Here is a 2,622-nt window from a genome sequence, read left to right as displayed (position 1 = left end):
CCTCCGGCGCGCGCTATGTCGGGGAGCGCGCGGCGGCGCCGCTGGAATTCTGGGAGCGCGGCGGCCGCGCGCGGCTCACCCTCGGCGGAAGGACGCTGCCGGAATGCCTGCGGGCGGCGCCGGCCGCGTCGTATCGCGCGAGCGGGAACGAGCCGTTCTGGAACCTGCGGATCGAAGGCGACACGGCGCGGCTGGACCGCCTTGGGCAGCCGCGGCACGAGACGCCGCTCGATCCGCCGCGGGTGGTGGGCGCGGCGACGCAGCGCCGGGGCGTGGCGATGGCGATCACCATCGCGCCCGGGCCCTGCCGCGACAGCATGACGGGGGTCGAGATGCCGGACCGGGTGACCGTGGAAGCGGGCGAGGCGCGGCTCGAGGGCTGCGGCGGCTCGGCCGAGGGGCGGCTGCTCGGCGAGTGGCGGATCGAGACGATCGGCGGGCAGGCGGTCGGCGGCGCGCGGCCTGCGACGATCGCGTTGCGCAGCGGCGGCGCGGTGTTCGGGCAGGGGCCCTGCAACCGCTTCCGCGGCGGCTGGGCGATGGCGGGCGATGCGCTGTCCTTCCAGGGCGTCGCGGCGACCCGCATGGCCTGCCCGGAGCCGGCGATGGCGCAGGAGGAGGCGCTGTTCCGGCTGTTCGGGTCGGTGCGCGCGCATCGCTTCACCGAGGACGGCGCGCTGGTGATCGAGGGCGCCGACGGCACGACGCTCGTCGCGCGCCGCGGCTGACGCACAGCGCCGCGTCTGGCAGGCTGGCGCGCATGGACACGCTGCCGCCAGACCCGCATGCCGTGACGAGCCTCGACGCGCTCGAGGCGCTCTATCCCGCGCCGTCCGAACTGGTGCGGACCAAGGCGGGCGACCGGCTGGGGCCGGAGAGTGCGGCCTTCGTCGCGGCAAGCCCCTTCTGCCTGCTCGGCACGATCGGGCCCGCCGGGCCGCATGTGACGCCGCGCGGCGATGCGCCCGGCTTCGTCGCGGTGGAGGATGCGCGCACGCTCTGCCTGCCAGACCGGCGCGGCAACAACCGGCTGGATGCGCTGCGCGACATCCTGCACGACCCGCGCGTCGCGCTGCTGTTCCTGGTGCCGGGGGTGGGCGAGACGCTGCGCGTGCATGGCCGGGCGCGGATCACCACCGATCCGGCGCGGCGGGCGCGGCACGCGGCCGATGGGAAGGAGCCGACGAGCGTCATCGTGGTCTCGGTCGAGAGCGTCTTCATGCAATGCGCGAAGGCGCTGATCCGGTCGGGTCTGTGGGAGGGGCGCGCGCGGCCGGCGGGCGTGCCGACGCTCGGGCGGCTGGTGGCGGAGCACACGGCGGGGCGGCATGACGGCGCGGCGCTCGATGCGCGCGTCGCCGAGACCTACCGCACCACGCTCTACTGAGCGCGGGGCGCGGCACGGGCGGCGGGGGGCGCGGTCATCCGCGCGCCTCCGTCTTCGCCCCGGCGGTCGGCTCCGTCGTCGCCTCCGCCTCGCCCGGCACCTCGGTGGCGCGGCCGAGCGTCTCGCGCACGTAGAGCTTCTTGACCAGCACGAAGGCCACGACGGTGATCGGCGCGGCGAGGAGGATGCCGGGCAGGCCGAAGACGACGCCGACCGCGACCACGGCAAAGAGCAGCAGGGCAGGCGGCAGGCTCACCATGCGCCGCTCGACCAGCGGCATGATCATGTTCGATTCGACCTGCTGGATCGCGAGGAACAGCGCCGCGGTCCAGAGGAAGGTCGTGCCGCCCTCGGCCAGCGCGAGCAGCACCGGCGGCACCGCGCCGGCGACCGCGCCGATCAGGGGCACGAAGTTGGCGAGGCCGGCGAAGAGCCCGAGGGCGAGCGGGGAGGGCAGGCCGAGCGCCCAGCAGCCGAGGCCGGCCAGCGTGCCGACGATCGCCATCGAGACCAGCTGCGCGCCGAGCCAGAGGCGGAGCGCGGCGCCGGCGGCGAGCATGGCGTCCTCCGCGCGTCCGGGCCTGGCTTCTCGGCAGCAGCTTGGCCAGGCCGCGGCGGTAGCCGGCGGAATCGGCGGCCAGGAAGACGCCGCCGACCACGACGAGGACGAGGGCGGAGAGCGCGCCGACCAGCATGCTCCCGAGGCCGGCGGCGTGGCTGGCCAGGCTGCCGAGCACGGCGGCGTCGAGGCCGCCTTCGGGTGTCGGCAGCCGCAGGCCGAAGCGGCGCTCGAGCTCGGCGATGGCGCGCGGGATGCGCTCCCCGAGGTTGGCGACCTGTCCTTCGAGCTGGTGTCCGACGAGGAGGGCGACGAGGCCGAGCAGGCCGAGCAGCGCGAGGCAGACGAGGGCGAGGGAGGTGCTGCGCGACCAGCCGAGGCGCTGTTCGAGCGGGGCGGCGAGGGCGAGCAGCAGGACGGCGACGACGATGCCGCCGAAGGCGAGCAGCAGGGCGTCGCGCACCGCCCAGAGGAGGAGAAGGACCAGGAGGACGCCGGCGACGATCAGGACGCGGCGGAGGAAGGCGATTTCCGCCGTCCAGGCGGAAGCGGTCCGGGGCGGGGCCCCGGGGGGGCTGGTGTCCATCGTCGCGGTCCGTCCGTTCGGCGACGGAACGCGGAGGAGGGGGAGGCGGGTTGCCTGGGCGTCCCGTCCGGGCGGGGGGCGGTCGGGTTC

3 protein-coding genes and 1 pseudogene are annotated in these 2,622 nt (G+C 76.0%); 2 read left to right on the top strand and 2 right to left on the bottom strand.

Translation table 11 applies throughout. The features are described from left to right. Together L2I40_RS21735 and L2I40_RS21730 are read left to right on the top strand one after the other, a co-directional pair. The coding region (locus tag L2I40_RS21735) for an META domain-containing protein (protein WP_237217334.1) at nt 1–728 on the top strand (728 nt) is incomplete at its 5' end. Between the two features lie 32 nt (nt 729–760). Continuing rightward, the gene (locus tag L2I40_RS21730) at nt 761–1,387 is read left to right on the top strand and encodes an MSMEG_1061 family FMN-dependent PPOX-type flavoprotein (RefSeq protein ID WP_237217332.1); all 627 of its coding nucleotides are present in this window, start codon (nt 761–763) and stop codon (nt 1,385–1,387) included. A 34-nt stretch (nt 1,388–1,421) separates the two neighbouring features. Here L2I40_RS21730 and L2I40_RS24510 read toward each other — a convergent pair whose 3' ends face one another. Then, nucleotides 1,422–1,946: an AI-2E family transporter gene (locus L2I40_RS24510; RefSeq protein WP_272910997.1), complete on the bottom strand. Its 525-nt coding sequence runs from the start codon at nt 1,944–1,946 to the stop codon at nt 1,422–1,424. Nucleotides 1,947–2,022: 76 nt separating this feature from the next. After that, nucleotides 2,023–2,532, bottom strand: a pseudogene (locus tag L2I40_RS24605) (hypothetical protein); the annotation flags it as partial. Nucleotides 2,533–2,622 lie beyond the last annotated feature (90 nt).

Source organism: Falsiroseomonas oryziterrae (assembly GCF_021864505.1).
GTDB lineage: Bacteria > Pseudomonadota > Alphaproteobacteria > Acetobacterales > Acetobacteraceae > Falsiroseomonas > Falsiroseomonas oryziterrae.
Note: the sequence above shows the minus strand (reverse complement) of the source record. Positions and strands in the feature narration are given on the sequence as shown.

Excerpts from the sequence above, each read along its gene's own strand:
- L2I40_RS21730 (WP_237217332.1), top strand. The coding sequence starts at position 761 with ATGGACACGCTGCCGCCAGACCCGCATGCCGTGACGAGCCTCGACGCG.
- L2I40_RS24510 (WP_272910997.1), bottom strand. The coding sequence starts at position 1,946 with ATGCTCGCCGCCGGCGCCGCGCTCCGCCTCTGGCTCGGCGCGCAGCTG.